A 19,611-nucleotide genomic window follows, 5' to 3' on the forward strand; every position below is an offset into this window, starting at 1 on the left:
TATGGCTGATGTAATTTATAGAGGTTTAGGAAGAAGAAAAGCTTCTGTTGCTAGAGTTATTTTAACTCCAGGTTCAGGGAAATTTACTATTAATAAGCGTACTGCAAAAGAATATTTAATGTCAGATATTTTTATTAAAGATGCATTACAACCGATTGTTTTAACAGAAACTGAAAACTCATGAGATATTCGTGTTAATGCTCATGGTGGTGGTTTATCAGGACAAGCTGGAGCAATCCGTTTAGGAATTGCTCGTGCATTATTAGAAGCATCATTGGATTACCGTCCAAAATTAAAAGTTGCTGGAATGTTAACAAGAGACGCAAGAATTAAAGAACGTAAAAAATATGGTTTACGTGCAGCACGTCGTGCAAGACAATTCTCAAAACGTTAATTTTTTTCACAAATTATTTGCTCATTAATACAAAATGTTGTACAATTAATAGAGCATTTTATTACGGGAGCGTAGCTCAGCTGGTTAGAGCACACGACTGATAATCGTGAGGTCGATGGTTCGATCCCATTCGTTCCCACCATATCATTGTAAAATGACCTTTGAAACACTTGAAAAAGTGTTTTTTTCTTTTTTTTATCCAAAAGTGAAAAACGCAAAATTTGGAAAAAATATTTTGCAAAAAATAATTTTTTGATAAAATTAAATAACTTTAAAAACATATCAGTATTAAGAAAGGAATCAAAGCTAGTTTGATAAAATAGCTTTTTACTTTCTTTTTTACATTTTGTTTTATCTTATATTCAAGGGGTTAAAGTGAATAAAGCAAAATTTGAACTTAAACAATTTGGACCAAAAACATTTCGAAGAAGCTATTCAAAAACTGGAACAATTTTTGAAACTCCAGATTACTTAGAAAATCAAAGAAAATCATTTAATGATTTTTTAGAACACGGAATTGATGAAGCTTTAAATCAAATTTATCCAATCAAATCAAGTAATGGTAAAGTTGAAATTCAATATATGCGTAATCGCAAGTTGAAAATTGAAAAACCTAAAAATGAATTTGAAGCAGTAAAAGAAGCTAAACAAAAAGGTGATTCTTATGTTTGCAAAGTTTATGCTTACTTAAGAAAATTAAATGTTGAAACTTCTGAGGTTGGTGAACCACAAGCGGTATTATTTGGAGAAATTCCATTAATGACTTCAGCTGGAACATTCATTATCAACGGAAGTGAAAAAGTTATTGTTTCACAATTAATTCGTTCATCAGGGGTTTATTTTGGATTAAATGTGCGTAATAAACAAGCTGACGATTTATTCAACAAGGTTGAAATCCTGCCACAACTTGGTTCATGAGTTGAAATTTACCATCGGGTAACTGGGAATACAATTGATAATGTTAAAGTAAGAATTGATAAAAACAAAAACATATCACTTGCTGTATTTTTGAGAGCTTTAGGAATTTCTGATGAAAACGGTGTAATTCATCAGTTATTTGGTAATTCACGTGTTTTACAAGAAACATTGAAAAAAGACAAAACTAACTCAATGAAAGAAGCGCAAAAAGCTATTTATCGAATTATTCGTAAAGGAGATCGTTTAACTGATGATGCAGTAGAAAACTTATTGCCAACAACATTATTTAATGATCGTCGTTACAATTTCTCAAAAACTGGGCGTTTCATGCTAAACCGAAAATTAAATTTAATCGAAAGAATTACAGACACTTTTTTAGCTGAAGATTTAATTAGTGCTCATAATGGTGAAGTAGTTTTTAAAAAAGGAACTTATATTGACAAGCATCTTGCTAAAGAAATTCAAACTGCATTTAATAACGAAATCTTAGCAAGTGTTGATATTCCCGGGGTAACTGCTGATGTTTATAAAAAACAATTAGAGCATCATCCAGAATTAAAAGACAGAATCAAAGTTATTATGGTTAAGGTTTGAGCTTCGAAAAAAAGCATGGAACAAAATGCTGAACCCATTTTAGTTATTGGTAATGATCCAAAATCAGTAGAGACTCATTTATTAATTTCAGATATTGTTGCCATTGTTTCTTACTACTTTAATTTAATTGATAATATCGGAAAAGAAGATGACCCAGATTCGTTAATTAACAAACGAATTATTGGAATTGGGGAATTATTACAAAACCAATTAAAAATTGCCTTAAGCAAGTTAGAAAAAAATGCTAAGGAAAGAATTTCATCAAAAGAAATTGATAAAATTACTCCAAGAAATATTACTAACAATAAGCCAATTTATAACCAATTCAAAACATTTTTCAACTCATCAAAACTTTCACAATTTATGGATCAATATAATCCGCTTTCAGAAATTGCTAATAAAAGAAGGGTTACTTCTTTAGGTCCTGGTGGATTGAACCGTGAAACTGCGCAGTTTGAGGTGCGGGATGTGCATCCAACTCACTATGGAAGAATTTGTCCAATCGAAACTCCTGAGGGGCAAAACATCGGGTTGATTCTTAATTATGCAACATACGCTAAAACCGATGATTATGGATTTATTCAAGCTCCTTATTTCAAAGTTAATAATGGTGTCGTTGATTATTCACAAGTAGTGTGATTAACTGCTGCTGAAGAAATTGGTTTTTCATTTGGGCAGTCAACAATTTCAGTTGATGAAAATGGTAGAATCACTGATAATGCTGTTACAGTAAGAAAAAATTCAAATTATTTAATTGTTAAACCTGAAGAAGTGGATTTTGTTGATGTTTCTTCGAAAGAAATGACTTCAATTTCTGCTTCAGCAATTCCTTTCTTAGAAAACAATGATGCTAACCGGGCATTAATGGGTTCTAACATGCAGCGTCAAGCTGTACCGCTTGTAAAAGCTGAAGCACCACTTGTAGCAACTGGAGCTGAAGCTGACATTGCTAAATATGCAACAACTAACATTCGTGCTACCACTGATGGTGAAGTTGTTTATGTTGATTCTGAAAAAATTCAAATCAAAGATGCTGAAGGTAACATTAAAAAATATGTTTTACGACTATTTGAAAAATCAAACCAAGGAACATTAATTACCCAACGCCCAATTGTAAAAATTGGTGATGTTGTTAAAGCTGGTGATTTAATTGCTGATGGCCCTTCTTCAGATGTGGGTGAACTTGCATTAGGAAAAAATGTTTTAGTCGCTTTTTCTACTTGAAAAGGTTACACCTATGAAGATGCGATTATCATTAGCGAACGTTTAGTGCGCGATGATGTCTTTACTTCGATTCATATTGAAGAACAAACAATTCAATTTCGTTCATCTAAAGCTGGAAATGATGTTTTAACTAGCGAAATTCCAAACGTATCTAACCATGCTAAGCGTCACTTAGATGCTAATGGAATCGTGATTGTTGGTTCTGAAGTTTCAGCTGGAGATTTATTAGTTGGACGTACTTCACCAAAATTAGAAGACAATCCCACTCCCGAAGAACGACTAATGAACGCTATTTTTAGTCAAAAATTATCAAGTAAAAAAGATACTTCTTTAAAAGTTAAACATGGTCATGCTGGAACTGTTATTGATGTGCAAGTGTTATCACGTGCACAAGGTGATAATTTAGAAGATGGAATCGAGCAAATTGTTAAAGTTTTCATTGCACAAAAACGGAAAATTAAAGTTGGGGATAAAATGGCGGGACGTCATGGTAATAAAGGGGTTATTTCGCTTGTATTACCAGTTGAAGATATGCCACATTTAGCAGACGGAACACCTATTGATATCATCCTTAATCCACAAGGGGTACCTTCACGGATGAATATGGGACAAGTTTTAGAGTTGCACCTTGGAATGGCTGCTAAGGCGCTGGGTGTAAAGTTTGTTTCACCAGTATTTGATGGGGTTAAATATGACCAAATTCAAGAATTATTAGAAGATGCTGGACTACCTAAAGATGGTAAAGTTGATATTTATGATGGTGTAACTGGAGAAAAATTTGATAATAAAGTTTCTGTTGGTGTCATGTATATGTTAAAACTGTACCACATGGTTGACGACAAGGTGCATGCGCGAAGCGTAGGACCTTATTCGTTAATTACCCAACAACCGCTTGGAGGAAAATCTCAAAACGGGGGACAAAGATTTGGAGAAATGGAAACATGGGCGATCGAATCTTATGGAGCTTCACATATCTTGCAAGAATTACTAACTTATAAATCAGATAACATTGATGGGCGAAACCGTTTATATAGCGCCTTATCTCAAGGTGGAAAAATTCCAACTCGGGGAATGCCGGAATCATTTAGTGTTTTAGCTTATGAGCTACGAGGATTGTGTATTAAATTAGAAATTCACGAAAAAGAAAAATCACATTTACAACAAAAAGGAGATTTTATTAATAATGAAAATATTGTCTAGAAAATATTCATCAATTGATGAAAATCAAATTAAAAAAATTTCCTTGGCATTAGCAACTAGTGATGAAGTTTTACAATGATCACATGGTGAAGTTACTAAGCCTGAAACTGTTAACTATAAATCTTATAAACCAGAACGTGAAGGTTTATTTGATGAATTAATTTTTGGTCCAACAATCGATCATAAATGTCCAGTGTGTGGAAAAAAATACAAGAAATCAAACGAAGGCACAATTTGTACTGCTACATCACAGTGTGAAGAAATTAAACCAGAAATTTTACCAAAAATTTCGCGGCGTTCAAGAATGGGTCATATCCATTTAAATGCACCTGTTGTCCATTTTTGATATTTTAAAATTGATCACTCAATTTTAGCTAAATTATTAGGACTAAAAGTAGAAGGAACTAATAATTCAGTTAATCGGAATGCAATTGAATCATTAATTTATTACAAAAGTCACATTGTTTTAGAATCAGGTGGATTAAAATCATTACCTAAAAATAAGGTTATTGAAATTTCTGATGCTGCTTTAATTTATTATGAAGCTTTAAAAGAAATTCAAGAGCGTTATGAACCAGGAACTGAGGCTTATATCGAATTAAAAGAAGCAATTGAAGATTTAGAAGAACGAGCTAATTCTAAAATTGGAAAAGATTATGGAGTTGATTTTTATGAATTAAACGAAATAATTGAAGAATATTCAGAAGCTAAAATTAATACTGGTTCAGCTGCAATTGAGTATCTATTGGCAAATATTGATTTAGTAAAAGAACGCGATGAAGTTAAAGCACAAATTAACAAAATTAATGCGCTTGATAATTCTGAAGAAAAAGTAACTAATAGTAAACGTCAAGAACGTGAAAAACTATACAAAAGATTACAAGTAATTAATTCATTCATTAATTCAAAGCAAGATCCTAAATCAATGTTAATTACTGATTTACCGGTCATTCCTGCAGATTTAAGACCCCTAATTCAACTAGATGGTGGAAGACATTCAACTAGTGATATTAATGAATTGTACCGTCGGATCATTATTCGTAATAACCGGCTAAAAAAATGACAAGAACAAGAAGCGCCGATGCTAATTGTGCAAAATGAATTACGGATGATTCAAGAAGCAGTTGATGCTTTAATTGATAATCAGAAAAAAACACCGTCACCGATTGTTTCAAAAGACAATCGTCCATTGAAATCAATTTCTGATGCCCTAGTTGGGAAAAAAGGGCGTTTTAGACAAAACTTACTTGGGAAAAGGGTTGACTATTCTGGTCGGAGTGTTATTGTTGTTGGTCCTGAATTAAAGATGTATCAAGCAGGAATTCCACGGGAAATGGCAGCAAAATTATTTGAGCCATGAATTGTTAATGCTTTATTGAGAAAAGAAATTGCACCTTCAATTAAAAGTGCTAAAAAAATGGTGGAAGAATTAGACAACCGGATTTGACCACACGTTGCTGAAGTGATTAAAGGAAGACCAGTTTTATTAAACCGTGCTCCAACTTTACACCGTTTATCAATTCAAGCTTTTGAACCGGTTTTAGTGCGGGGAAAAGCAATTAAATTGCACCCACTTGTAACTACTGCTTTTAATGCCGATTTTGATGGTGACCAAATGGCTGTTCACGTACCAATTAGTGATGAAGCGATTCGGGAAGCGCGTGAATTAATGTTTGCTAACCGAAATATTTTGGGGCCTAAAGATGGTGAACCAATCATTAACCCTTCACAAGATATTATTTTAGGACTTTATTACTTAACTAAAGAAGAAACTGGTGCTAAAGGTGAGGGGAATGTTTATAGTTCATTCCAAAATATGATGCGTGCTTATGAAAATGGTTATGTTTCATTACATGCTCGTGTAGCTTTACCATATAGCGGTTTAAAAAACATTAAAGAAGAAGCACATGATACACGTTATGTTGTTTCAACTGTTGGAAAATTTATTTTTAATAAAGTTTTCCCAGAAAATTTCCCATTTGTATTTGATGCTGATGTTAATAATCTTTTCGCAAGATTTCATGATATCAAAGAAAAATACGCTATTAATCCTGGAACAAATGTGCCAGAATTTATCAAAAACTTACCACTAAATGCTCCATTAACTAAAAAAGATATTGCCCGTGTAGTTTCACAAGTTTATACAGCTTATGTGCCAAGTGTATCGATGGATGATGTCGCTAGTGTAATTAAAAATATTAATAGTGACAATTACACCGAAACTGTTTTAGAATATGGTAATTTAAATGATTATGAAGGTAAAAAATTAGCATTAAAATCAGCTGAATCTTTAGCATTATTTACTAAAGAAGAGTTTGAAAAAATTAATCGTCGTATCACTTTAAGAAATGAAGGAGTAGAACGTAGTTTCGAACCCGAAGAACGAACTGAGTTATTAGAAAAAGTTTGATTCCGTTATACCAATGCAGTAGCTGAAGTTTTGGATAAAATTAAAGATATTGGTTTTGAATATTCAACTAAGTCAGGGATTACAATGTCAATTTTTGACATTAAAGTTGCTCCAAACAAAGATAAAATTATTCAACAAGGTGAAGAATATACTGACAAGTTGAAAAAAATGTTTAATCAAGGTTTAATCACTGATGATGAACGTTATAAATTATCAATCGAAAAATGAGCTGCATTAAAAGTTGAAGTTGAAAAACAGTTAGATAAAATTACTAGTGAAGAACCTGATAACTCAATTTTTATGATGATGAAATCGGGAGCGCGGGGAAATATTGCCAACTTTGTTCAGCTAGCGGGAATGCGGGGATTGATGGCAAATAATACCAAAGCCACTAAATCCGATGCTGAAAATGAAAGAATTGTACGTTCAACTGTGGAAGTGCCAGTTAAATCTTCATTCCTTGAGGGGCTAACTGCTTATGAATTTTATTCATCAACCCACGGGGCACGGAAAGGGCTAACTGATACAGCGTTAAATACTGCTAAATCAGGATATCTAACTCGACGTCTAGTTGATGTATCACAAAATATTGTTGTGCGTCAAGAAAACTGTGGCTCTGACTTTGGATTTGTTGTTAAAAATATTATTGACACCAAAACTGGACAAATTATTGTGCCATTATGAGAAAGAATTGAAGGGCGCTTCACAAACTTACCAGTTTATGATCCTGCAACTGGTGAAGAAATTGTTGGATCTAATGTTTTAATTACACCGGAACTAGCAACAAAAATTGTTGATAGTGGGGTAACTGAAGTAGAAATTCGTTCAATTTTAGGATGTAATGTTCGTAACGGTGTATGTAAAGTTTGTTATGGAAAAGATCTTGCTTCAAATCGTTTAGTTACAATTGGTGAAGCTGTGGGGATTATTGCAGCTCAATCAATCGGTGAGCCGGGTACACAGCTAACAATGCGTACCTTCCATACCGGAGGGGTTGCTGGGGTTGAAGATATTACCGGTGGATTTACACGATTAATTGAATTAATCGATGCTTATGATAATCCATGAGGTAAACCAGCAATTATTTCAAAATGAAATGGTGTAATTGACGAAATTGAAGTCAAAAAAGATGCGGATGGTAATGAATTAAATGAGCAACTAGTTTGAATGACTACTAAAAACGGGGAGCGTAAAGCCTTCCACATTCAAGGATCAAGAAAACTGCGGGTAAAACCTGGTGATAAAGTTATTCCTGGTTCAAAAATAGTTGAAGGACCAATCATCTTAAAAGACTTACTAAAATATGCTGATTCATATTGAGTGCAAAATTACTTACTAAAAGAAATTCAACGGCTATATAGAATGCAAGGAATTTCAATTAGTGATAAATACATTGAAATTGTAATTCGACAAATGCTTTCAAAAATTGTAATCACCGATCCGGGAGATTCTGATTTATTTGAAGGATCGATCGTTGATGTTTTAGAATACAAACGTGTGAATGGTAAGTTGTTATCAGAGGGTAAAAAACCATGTTTTGGTAATGTAATCATTAAAGGGGCAAAACAAATTCCTTTATTATCTGATTCATTCCTAGCAGCTGCTTCTTACCAAGAAACTTCAAAAATTTTAGTTCATGCTTCAATTTCAAATCAAGTTGATAATCTTGAAGGGCTAAAAGAAAATATTATTGTAGGTCATATTATTCCAGCTGGAACATCATCAAATTTTGAACCTAAATCAAAATTTGATATTAAAGATCCTGCTTCATATTTTGAAAAGCCAGCGGCTAAGCCAGCGGCAATTGTGGAAGAAATGGATGAAATTTTAAATCATAATAATTAATTTCTAATTAAAACGCTAAGTGTTATACTTAGTGTTTTTTTATCCAAAATTGCATTTTTTTTAGTAAAAGTTGCTTTTAGTAACAAGTAATTTAGTAGCTAAAAATAAAAATTTGTTAAAATTGAAAGCATGATTAAAAAATTTAAAGAACAATTTTTAACTTCAAATTGAAAAAAGAATCCCCAATTTTGAGTTTTAACAGCGGGAATCATAATGTCAATTTTGATGTTTATTTTTATTGTAACAGAAATGGTTTTAGGATCAGGATCTGTTAGAAAAGCTAAAGCCGGAGAAGAAAATAAAGTCGAAGAATATTTACGGATGGATGCAGTTTTGAAGCAAGCAGCGCCACTATTTTATTTTACTAACCAAACTAATGTATTTTTAGCAGTAACGCTTGTGTTATTAGGTATTTTTTGACATCACCAAACTAAGGCTGCTAAAATGCGTGAATTGCTATTTGTAGCTGTAATTTTAATGACAATTACTACAATTATTTATTGATCTTTAATTTCATATACTAGAAAATGAGATTTTACCACTTACAGCAGCTTCCATAGTGCAATGCGTAGTATTTTTACCCATTTAATCCACTTTGTTGTCGGGGTTACAGTTTTAATTTATGTACGCAAAGATGTAGTGATTGGCAAAAAAGCTTTATTAGTTAGTGCTGGCTATGTAATGGGATACTTCTTTTTTGCATTGATTTTATTTTTTGCATCAAAAGCAGCAAACGGAAAACCAGCAGTAATTTATAGCTTTTTAAACTTTGAAAAACCACTATTTTACAAAAAAGGTAATTTAGGAGCAGTAGTTGTACTAGATATTTTAATGTTTGTTATTGCTGCTGTAATTCCTTGATTATTTGTTTGACTTTACAAAGTGATTTTAAAAGTCAAAATTAATTTACCTTTATTAGACAAATTAGTTGCTAAATGTAAATTGAAAAAAGCACATAAATAAGAATGAACAAAAAGTAAACTTTGAACTTCAAAAGTTTACTTTTTGTTAAGCTTTAAAATATTATTTTTAATTAATAGAAAGGTTAAATTTAATTTTTAAAAATTAAACTTAAATAATGAAAAAGATACAAAAATTTTATAACTTAACAGTTTACATAAATTATTTGTATGTCATAGTTGTTTCATTGGTGCTAATATTTTATGTTGCTTTTGATTTATCAATATTTAGAAATGTAGTTGTTTGAATAAGTTTTATTGAATGTATTTTTATATTATTTTTTTTAATTTGAAACTTTGTTTATTTTGTTTTTGTCGATACAAAACTAGTTTTATATCTAAAACGAAATCAAATATTAAATTATTTCAAATTTGCTAAAATTAATAAAGCCGTTTCTGTAAATAGAACTATATTGAATTTAACTTGGTATAAAGCAGAGGGCTTTGTTTGTATAAAATTAGCAATTTTGCAGGCGATATCAAGTTTGATAATTGTTGTTAATTTGATTTATATTTTTTATACTAACAACCTTTTACTTAATAGAGGCTTGTGAAATAATAATGATATTATTTTCAGCTGATTTAAATCATTTTATTTTAATTATACAGTAGTTGTTTTAGCAACACCCTCTTTATTAACGATACTATATGCTTTTAGCATTATGCTATTGATTCATTCTTTTATACCTCAAAAAAATAGAAAATACATAGATGCAGCATATAAGGACTATGATTATTTTATTGAAAATTTAGAAAAAAACGAAGACCCAAATTTAATTTATGCTCTAAAATATAAAAAAAACAGTTAAATTTAATTATATTGCTCAGAAAATTTAATGCAACTTAAATGTTTATAAAAATAATTAATGCATAAATTGGTTTAAATTTTTTATCAAAAATTTTAAAATTATATTTTTTAAAAGTAGCTAAGTTATTTAAGCTACTTTTTTCACGCTTTTTTAGCTCTAAATAAATTAATATAAGTTATAATTTTCATTACTAAATTTTTACACTATTTTTAACAGAAATTACAAAAAAATTGCAAAGGAGCGCAATGAAAAAACCTTTAATTTTAACAGTTATCGATGGTTTGGGTTTACGTGATGATGAGCAAGGAAATGCTTTTAAATTAGCTCACACCCCAACATTTGATCAATACTTCAAAGAATACCCTTATGCTTTAATTCAAGCTTCAGGACAATACGTTGGTTTACCTGAAGGTCAAATGGGAAACAGTGAAGTAGGTCATCTAAACATCGGGGCTGGAACTGTTGTTTATACAGGGTTGTCATTAATCAACAAAACATTAGTAGATGGAACATTTGGAGAAAATCCTAAATTTTTAAAAGCTTTTGAAGCGGCGAAAAAAAATAACTCAACCTTACACCTTATGGGGCTTTTATCTCCTGGTGGAGTTCACTCATTAGAAGATCATCTATTTGGTTTAATTGAATCAGCTTGAAAACATGGAGTTGAAAATTTATCTGTGCATGTTTTTGGTGATGGGCGTGATGTAGCACCACAATCAATTTTAGAATCATTAGCAAAGTTAGAAGCCGTGCTAGCTAAAAAACCAAACTACAAAATTGCTTCGATTTCAGGAAGATTTTATGCTATGGATCGTGACAAAATGTTTGATCGAGTAGAACAAGCTTATGATGCAATTCTTGGAATTTCAAAAAATCATTTTACAAGCGCTAAGGAATATGTTTTAGCCCAATATAGTGAAGGAATTTTTGATGAATTCTTAAAACCGGCAATTAATTCAGACCCACATACCCACTTTTTAAAAAATAACGATGCTGTAATTTTTTTCAACTTCCGCCCTGACCGCGCAAGACAATTAACACATTTAATTATTAAAACTCCATTATATTCACATAATCCCGCTAATAAACGGGTGCAAATTGCCGAATTTGTTTCAATGATGAAATACGAAGGAATTGATTGTGATATTGCTTTTGAAGAAATGGAAATTACTGAACCGATTGGTAAAGTTTTAGAAAAAGCTGGTGTAAGTCAATTACGTTTAGCAGAAACACAAAAATACGCTCATGTAACCTTTTTTATGGATGGTGGTAAAGATGTGGAATATCAAAATAGCAAACGTATTATGGTGCCTTCATTAAAAGTTGAATCTTATGCTACAGCACCACAAATGTCAGCTAAAGAAATTACAGATGCATTATTAGCTGAAGCTAAAAATTTTGATGTTGTAATTATGAATTTTGCTAATCCTGATATGGTGGGGCACACAGGAGATTTACAAGCTGCCATCAAAGCTGTTGAAGTATTAGATCAACAACTTGGTAGAATTAAAGAATGGGTTGAAGGCAATGATGCGGTGCAATTTATTACTGCAGATCACGGGAATGCTGAATTAACTGAAGATGAAAAACATAAGCCCGCAACAAAACACACTTCTTTCCCAGTTATGTTAATTACAACTGATAAATCATTGAAATTAAAAAATGGAAAATTAGCAAATATTGCACCAACAATTTTAGACTATTTGGGAATCGAGAAACCAAGTACAATGGATGCTGATTCATTAATTGTAACAAAATAATTTTTAAATAATTACCTCATTTATTAATGAGGTTTTTTATTAAGTTCTTTTTAATTAATTAAGATTTTACAAAATAAAAAATGATTATTTCAATCGAAAAATTACTAACATAGCTATAATTAACTTAATATGAATTTTAAACTAATTAACTTCCACAATAACACCGAATACTCATTTTTAGAATCAACAATTACATTAAAATCATTATTTGATTTCGCTATACAAAACCAGCAAAAGTATTTAGTAATTACTGATCACAACAATATGTTTGGCGTGGCGCCGTTTTTAAAATTAGCTCAAAAACACGCCATCACCCCTATCATTGGTTTAGATTGTGATGTTGATGATTATCGTTTAATTTTAATTGCTAAAAATTATCAAGGATTTTTAGAACTAGCTCGTCTTTCTAATCGCAAAATGAGCAAAGAGAATATTACACTTAATGACATCAATGTGACTAATTTAATTGTTATCGACCATCCTTCTAAGGGTTATTTTGCAATAACCAAAAAACAACTAGCAATTCCCAATTATTATGTTATTGCAAATGACCTAAGCATCACTAATGCAATTTGGGTTCAAGAACATGTTATTAATAAAACAAATGAAAATCAGTATCTAAAAACATTACAAGCAATTGCTGGAAATGAAGTCGATCTAAAATCGCAATTCCGAGGCTTAAGCTATATTCCTGAAGATTTAAACCCCGAAATTATTAGTCGCACTAATGCTTTGGTAGAACAAATTGATTTGCAATTTCCAGAAGTTAAAAATCCTTTACCACATTTTCCTAATGATTTAGGAATTGATTCTTTTAGTTATTTAAAAAAAGTTTTAGAACAAAGCTTGCAATCTAAAAAAGCAGAATTAATAGCTTATCCAGAATTAAAAGAACGTTTAAAAACTGAATTAGAAGTTATTAAGACCTTAAATTTTGCTGATTATTTTTTAATTATTTGAGATTTTATTAAATGAGCTAAAAATAATGAAATTGTAATTGGTCCTGGGCGGGGATCTTCGGCGGGCTCATTAGTTTGTTATTTATTAAATATTACAGAAGTTAATCCATTAAAATATAACTTATTGTTTGAAAGATTTTTAAATATTAAACGGGTTTCAATGCCAGATATTGACATTGATATTCAAGATAATCGCCGGGAAGAAATTATTAATTATGTGATTAATAAATATGGTAATGATAATGTTGCTTCCATTGTTACTTTTCAAACATTAGGTGCTAAAATGGCATTGCGTGACGTAGCACGAGTTTTGGGAATTAGTATTGCAGAAGTTAATGAATTATCTAAAATGGTGCCATCAATTCAAACGCTTGAAGAAACTTATGAAAAAATTGCTAAGTTTAGAGCTAAAATTGATAGCAAACCAATTTATAAAGAACTTTATGAAACTGCTAAATTTTTAGAGGGTTTACCACGCCAACACGGAACTCATGCAGCCGGTGTGATTGTTTCGGATAAAAAAATTATCGATATTATTCCAACGATGTTTTTAGAAAATGGTCAACAGCAAACTCAATTTTCAATGGATTATTTAGAAGAGTTTGGTCTATTAAAAATTGATTTTTTAGGATTAAAAAATTTATCAACTTTAAAAAATACTTTAGATTTAATTAACCAACGCCACCATTTAAATTTAACAATTGCTCAAATTCCATTGAATGATGTTAAAACCAAACAACTACTATCTAGTGGAAAAACAATAGGAATTTTTCAGCTTGAATCGCCAGGAATGATTAATACAATTAAGGCTGTCAAAATTGATCAGTTTGAAGACTTAGCTGCTATTATTTCGTTATTTCGTCCTGGTCCAATGGAAATGATTCCAACCTATATTAAAAATAAAAAAAACCCAGATTTAATTCCATTTGTTTCTCAAGAATATAATCAAATTTTGAGTTCAACTTATGGGGTAATTGTTTATCAAGAGCAAATTATGGAAATTTGTCAAAAGTTTTCAGGAATGAGTTTTTCTGATGCTGATATTTTACGGAAAGCAATCTCTAAAAAAGATTTTAGTGAAATTGCAGAAGTGAAACAAAAATTTTTTCAAGGAGCACTTGCAAATAATTATTCTTTAGCTTTGGTGAACCAAATTTTTGAATTAATTGAAAAATTTGCGGCATATGGTTTTAATAAGTCGCACGCTATTTCTTATGCAATGTTGGGATATAAAATGGCTTATTTAAAAAGTGAGTACCCACTTGAGTTTTTTGCTTCAGCAATCAATACAGCCAACGGAGCTCAGGCGACTGTAGAAAAATATTATTCTGAAGCTAAAAGTTTAGGTATTAAAATTGAATCACCATTAATTAATAAATCAAGCTCTGAATGTTTTATTGAGGATAACAAAATTTATTTACCTTTAAACATTGTTAAAGGTTTAGGAAAAGTTGCTATTGATAAAATTGAAAGTGAAATTGGGAAAAATGGTCCTTTTATGAGTTTCTATGATTTTATTGTCCGAGCTGAATTAATTAATTTAGGTCGCGCTAATATCACAACGATAATTGAATCTAATGCTTTACGCCAATTTGGCAATATCAAAACATTACTAAATAATTTAGATGCAGCTTTTTCTTATAGTGATTTAGTAACTATAACTAACCCATTAGATAAGACGCTTAAAACTGTTGATCACAGCATTGCAGCTAATCTTGAAATTGTTTTAAATGAAGTTGCATTGGACGCTGAGTTTGAGCGTAAAATGGAAGAAAAATATTTAGGCTATGCTTATAATAATGTCATTATCAATCCTTTCGAAACTGAAACATTACTAGCTGACTTAGCTGAACAACAAACTATGCGTTTAGCTCTTGTTGTTAATAAGATTAGTCCTTTTTATGATAAATATCAACGCGAAATGGGACGTTTAATTTTAAGTGATCGTAGTAAAACAATTAATGTTTTAGTATTTTCCACTCAATGAAAAAATTTTCAAAGTTTACCACAAGGAGAGATTGTATATTTTGATGTCACAAACAAAGGCGATCGGTATATAGTTGATAAAAATTGAATGATTGCAAAACTTAATTAATAAAGGCGAAATATGAAACAAAATTACATTCTTTTAGTTGATGGTAATTTGTTGATGTATAAATCGTTTTACTCAACATATTATCAAAACCCTAATAATTTACTAAAAAATTCACAAGGAATTCCGACACAAGGAATTCATATTTTTTTCACAACATTATTATCAGTTATTCAAAATTTTAATATTTCGCATTGTTTTATTGCTTTTGATGCCGGTTCTCAAACTAGTAGACACGAATTTTTTGCTGACTATAAAGCTAACCGAGCTAAAGCGCCTGATGATTTATTTGTTCAAATGGAAATTGTGAAAAAATTATTAACATTAATGAATATCAAAATTATGCAGCAACCACTAGTTGAAGCTGATGATTTAATCGCTTCATTAGCATTAAAAGCAAAAAAAGATCCCGAAAATGAGATTTTTATTTTATCAGCAGATCAAGATTTATTGCAACTTGTGCAAGATAACATTTCTATCATTTATCGTCCTAAAAATAGTTATGTTTATGATTTGAAGACAATTAATAATTTTTATGAATTACATCAAATTCATCCCAATCAAGTAATTGATTATAAAGCTATTGCTGGAGACGTATCAGACAATTTACCTGGCGTTAAAGGTATTGGTGAAAAAACAGCTAAAAAATTACTAAACGAATACCCTAATTTAGAAGCAATTTATGAAAATTTATACCAACTAAGTCCCAAAATGCAAGAAAAATTTTTAGAATCAAAAGAAGTTGCTTTTCTATGCAAAAAATTAGCAACTTTAAACTATCATGTTGTTTTGGATTTGGAAATTAAAGATCTTGCACTTGATATCACTTTAAATCAAACATTAGAAGCCGAATTAAATCAGCTTGAACTAAATAAAATTAAAACATTAATTTTAGGAAAAAATTCATATTAAAAAATTAGTTGTTTTTATTTTTGAAAAAAACATTAAAATAGTACATATGAAAAATGATCAAATCAAAATGTTTTTAAATAATTGTAAGCAAGAAGTTTTATCTTTAGCTTTTTATACTAAACGTTCACACGCAATAAAAGCAACTAACTTTATTTTTGAAAAATCCATTTCAACAAAAAAATTATTTAAAAAAATTTTAGCAATCTTTTTGTGACTAATGATTTTTACAGCTTTAGGGCTAATTTCTTATTATCTAATTGATATTATTTTGCAATTTATTGTTGTCCTTATTAATAAAGCAGGCGAAATTTTAACTGATTTTTTAGTTTATTTTCAATGAGTTTTAACGATTTTTAATTTTTTAACAATCATCTTTTTTATTAGAAAAAAATTTTCAAATAAAAAATACCGAGGAACATTTTTGTTGGAATTCCAACAAGGATCCCAAATTTTAGTTGAAAAAATTAATTTAGTAATTACTAATTTGGATAAGCTCAATGATCAAGCAATTCAAAAATATTTACGTGAAATTCAAGTTATGCTACAAGTTTTTATTAAAGACTCTAATTACAATATTCCATTTTATATTCGTAATAAATGAATTTTAGAAACACTTTTTCCAACTAACCAGGATCGCCAAAAACAATATAGCATTCATGTCGAAAATATTAAAACATTAATTACTAAAATTAATACAGTGATGTAAATATAAATTCATTAAAAGAGGAAAGTAATAAGACTTTGCTTTTTTAATAATATTCAATTTTTAAAATACTTATAAAAAAAACAAAAACTAATAATTCTTTTAAAATTTTCTACAAAACATGAAGTATTTTATGATTTTGCTAATAATGGCTTTATATATATATATATATATATATATATATTAGAATTACAATAACTATTGCTTTATATTCAATAATTTTTATTTTGAAAATTATGTAGTAATAGTAAATTTTTTATTATAAATTTGCAATGATCTAAATAATTGATTTAAGTTATAAATGCAAAAATAAATTTAGAGATTTATTGATTTTTAAATAAATTATAACATTAAAAAACAGTTAAAACAGGCTTTTGTAACTGAAAAATAATGTTTGAAATGAGGGCTTATGAAAAATTCAAGTAGTACAAGTAAAAAAATATTATTAATTAAAAAAACATCATTATTTGTTTTATCTACGCTTCCTTTATTTGCTTCACTATCTACAATAGTTTCAGCAACTATGCAATATAGTGATGGATATTCATGATGAGCTAAAGAATCAAGTGAAACTACTGGAGATTGAATTCGCAAGAATAATCTTTCTAATTTTACAAATTGACAAATGCAAGAATTAGAAAATTATCCTTATGATAATACTTATGGTGAATGAAAAACAGCAATATTTATTTCTAAATTAAATGATAAAATGAGTTTAATGCGGCAAATGCATAAATTTATGGATGAAGCTGTAAACACTAAATCAGATTTTACTCCACATTTTTCAAAAGCTAATAATTCAGGTGAAATAGATCGATTTGCTATTGACTTATCAAGAGTTGGAAATATTTTATTAAAAGATGATTTTGGAACCGGGGTTTCTCCGATCGATGAAAATAATATTGATCAAACGTTAATAAAGCTTAATGCATCTTGAAGTGTATTAAATGGTTTTTCAGAAGAACTTAAACAAATATTTAGCAAAACATCTAGCGAAACAAACAATTTAACTGCTCAACAAAAAGGTGTCTTTTATAATAAAATAAATGAATTTAAAAGATTTGTTGAAGGGTTAAAAATTCAACCTTTTACTAGTACAGGTCAATTAAATAAAAATTATATAAATCAATGAAATCAAGTTTTAAATAAATATAAAGAAATTAAAAATAATTTTGAAACAGAAATGTACAAAGTTAATAATGAAATGGCAAAATTAAAAGCTTTTGCAAATGAGTATGAAGCTAAGAAAAAGCTTAGAAAATATACAGCCACAAGTGATGCATCATTGAAAAGGAAATTTGATGAATCACTTGAAGAACCTTTTCGACCTGATTATGCATCTATTAGTTTAAGCAGAATAAAAGAATCTGAAACAGAAATCGTTAATGCATATAATGCTCTTAATGGCGCAGAACCAACAGATTGAATTGATAAAACCTTAGAACAATTAAGAACAAGAGTTGCAGATTATGATAAATTGTCTTCCGAATCAATTAAAACTCTTATTCAATCAATTGAATCAATTAAAACTTTAGCAAGAACTAGAAGGTGAACTAGTGATACTCCTGAGAATAGAAAAAATCTTGAAGATTATATTACTACATATGAAGCTCGGTTAAAGGAAAGAAATAATGAATTTAATAAACTTGAAGAAGCTTTTTTAAAATATCGAGCAAAAATTGGTACTATAGCATATGATCAGGCTACAAATAAATCAATAGAAGACGAAAAAGTTTTTAAAGCACTAGAAAAAATTCTTATAGATCCAGGTAGAACTGGCGAAGAAGCTAAAACACTTTGAAGACCAAGAAATGGTTTATTAAACAAAAGTTATCACATAACATATTTAAAAATAAGAAATGCTATTTCCACAACTCAAATAAATAACGCAATTAAAGAAATTAATGATGCAACAGCAGCACTTAATGGTGAAATCGCAGATGCTTTAAAGTATTATTTAAATGCAATTGGTAGAAGTAAATATGATACAGCAACAAATCAAAGTCAACAAAACACAATTGTTTTTAATACTTTAAATGATATTTTAGAAAATGCAGTGACTCAACCCACACAACTTACAAAAACTTTTTCAATTGGAAATAACTCAATTAAAAAGGGCAAAACTAATGCTGAAATAACAGAAGCTGCTACTAAAATAAAGCAAACTAGAGATGATCTTAATGGTAGTGAGCTAGGGACTAAAAAAGAAGAATTAAAAAATAAATTAAATGTTGAACCTTTAAATGAATTAAATTCAGTAACTAAAGAAACAATTATAAAAGCTATTGATGATGCTAACACAAAAAGCCTATTAGATGAAATTGAAACAAAGTTAATTCAGCTTGCTAGTGATTTTAGTGCTGCAAATGTTAAATTAACTGATTTGCAAAATTATAAAACAGCATCAGCAACTGAATTGAATTATCGATTAGCTGATGAGAGCTTAAAAACAGCTTTTGACGAAAAAGTTACTATATTAAAAAATAAACTAGATAATGCAAAAAAATCTAGCGGAACAAATATTTGAAACAATGATGATTTTGCTAATATTGTTAAGGAAACAAATGTGGCTAGTGGTAGTTTAAATGGCACAATAAATAAAAATGCTGCATTTAGAAAGATAGATTCATTAGTAAAAATTGCTGATACTACAAAGCAAGAGCTTAAGAATCAAATTGAAAAAAATAACAAAACTGAAAAAGTAGATAATAAAGCTTCAATGGAAAAATTAGTAACTGATCTCGAAAATGCTAATAATAAATTTGTTGATTTAAAAGTTGAGCTAAAAAATATACGGATTTAATTAATACTCCCAAACATACTTTAAGCACT

Annotated in this window: 9 protein-coding genes and 1 tRNA gene; all 10 read left to right on the top strand. The window is 29.6% G+C overall.

What is annotated here, in order from left to right; all coding sequences use genetic code 4:
* Position 1 precedes the first annotated feature (1 nt).
* The gene (rpsI, locus tag ACW95P_RS03120; RefSeq protein ID WP_457961776.1) at positions 2-394 is read left to right on the top strand and encodes a 30S ribosomal protein S9; all 393 of its coding nucleotides are present in this window, start codon (positions 2-4) and stop codon (positions 392-394) included.
* 65 nt (positions 395-459) lie between these two features.
* A tRNA-Ile gene (locus ACW95P_RS03125) sits at positions 460-536 on the top strand.
* Positions 537-769: 233 nt separating this feature from the next.
* Positions 770-4,330: a DNA-directed RNA polymerase subunit beta gene (gene rpoB / locus ACW95P_RS03130; RefSeq protein ID WP_457961777.1), complete on the top strand. Its 3,561-nt coding sequence runs from the start codon at positions 770-772 to the stop codon at positions 4,328-4,330.
* Positions 4,314-8,585 carry a DNA-directed RNA polymerase subunit beta' gene (gene rpoC, locus ACW95P_RS03135; RefSeq protein WP_457961778.1) on the top strand — a complete coding sequence of 1,424 codons (4,272 nt, stop codon included), beginning with the start codon at positions 4,314-4,316 and terminating at the stop codon, positions 8,583-8,585. The genes rpoB and rpoC overlap by 17 nt, the downstream gene beginning before the upstream one ends.
* Positions 8,586-8,714: 129 nt before the next feature.
* Positions 8,715-9,548, top strand: a complete 834-nt coding sequence (locus ACW95P_RS03140) for an MAGa3780 family membrane protein (RefSeq protein WP_457961779.1) — start codon at positions 8,715-8,717, stop codon at positions 9,546-9,548.
* A 1,050-nt stretch (positions 9,549-10,598) separates the two neighbouring features.
* Positions 10,599-12,113 (top strand): 2,3-bisphosphoglycerate-independent phosphoglycerate mutase, encoded by a 1,515-nt coding sequence (gpmI, locus tag ACW95P_RS03145; protein ID WP_457961780.1) that lies wholly within the window; start codon positions 10,599-10,601, stop codon positions 12,111-12,113.
* 129 nt (positions 12,114-12,242) lie between these two features.
* The gene (dnaE, locus tag ACW95P_RS03150) at positions 12,243-15,167 is read left to right on the top strand and encodes a DNA polymerase III subunit alpha (protein WP_457961781.1); all 2,925 of its coding nucleotides are present in this window, start codon (positions 12,243-12,245) and stop codon (positions 15,165-15,167) included.
* Between the two features lie 12 nt (positions 15,168-15,179).
* Positions 15,180-16,076, top strand: a complete 897-nt coding sequence (locus ACW95P_RS03155) for a 5'-3' exonuclease (protein ID WP_457961782.1) — start codon at positions 15,180-15,182, stop codon at positions 16,074-16,076.
* Between the two features lie 46 nt (positions 16,077-16,122).
* Positions 16,123-16,782, top strand: coding sequence for a hypothetical protein (locus tag ACW95P_RS03160; protein WP_457961783.1), 660 nt, complete (start codon positions 16,123-16,125; stop codon positions 16,780-16,782).
* Between the two features lie 406 nt (positions 16,783-17,188).
* The gene (locus ACW95P_RS03165) at positions 17,189-19,582 is read left to right on the top strand and encodes a hypothetical protein (protein ID WP_457961784.1); all 2,394 of its coding nucleotides are present in this window, start codon (positions 17,189-17,191) and stop codon (positions 19,580-19,582) included.
* The last annotated feature ends 29 nt before the right edge of the window (positions 19,583-19,611 follow it).

The organism is Mycoplasma pogonae (assembly GCF_054170725.1).